Source organism: Bacillus nitratireducens (assembly GCF_001884135.1).
GTDB classification, from domain to species: Bacteria; Bacillota; Bacilli; order Bacillales; family Bacillaceae_G; genus Bacillus_A; species Bacillus_A nitratireducens.
In genome coordinates this window covers 1-500 of the sequence record NZ_MAOC01000013.1, presented here as the reverse complement: position 1 = coordinate 500, position 500 = coordinate 1, and the positions used below count along the sequence as shown (strand labels likewise).

General features: G+C 56.0%; 1 protein-coding gene. It reads right to left on the bottom strand.

Annotated features, from left to right (window positions below; genetic code table 11):
- A partial coding sequence (locus tag BAU23_RS04510) for a collagen-like domain-containing protein (protein ID WP_131802503.1) occupies positions 1-500 on the bottom strand: 500 nt, incomplete at both ends.

The window sequence follows — 500 nt, the reverse complement described above, 5'->3', positions numbered from 1 at the left end:
GCGCCCGTGTTACCTTGAACACCTTGAGATCCAGTGGCACCCGTGTTACCTTGAACACCTTGAGGTCCAGTAGCGCCCGTGTTACCTTGAATACCTTGAGGTCCAGTGGCACCAGTAGCACCCGTGTTACCTTGAACGCCTTGAGGTCCAGTAGCGCCCGTGTTACCTTGAACACCTTGAGGTCCAGTGGCACCAGTAGCGCCTGTGTTACCTCTAGGTCCAGTGGCACCAGTAGCACCCGTGTTACCTTGAACGCCTTGAGGTCCAGTGGCACCAGTAGCACCCATGTTACCTTGAGCACCTTGAGGTCCAGTAGCACCAGTGTTACCTTGAACGCCTTGAGGTCCAGTAGCACCAGTGTTACCTTGAACACCTTGAGGTCCAGTGGCACCGGTAGCGCCAGTGTCACCTTGAATACCCTGAGATCCAGTGGCACCAGTAGCACCTGTGTTACCTTGAACACCTTGAGGTCCAGTGGCACCGGTAGCGCCCGTGTTACC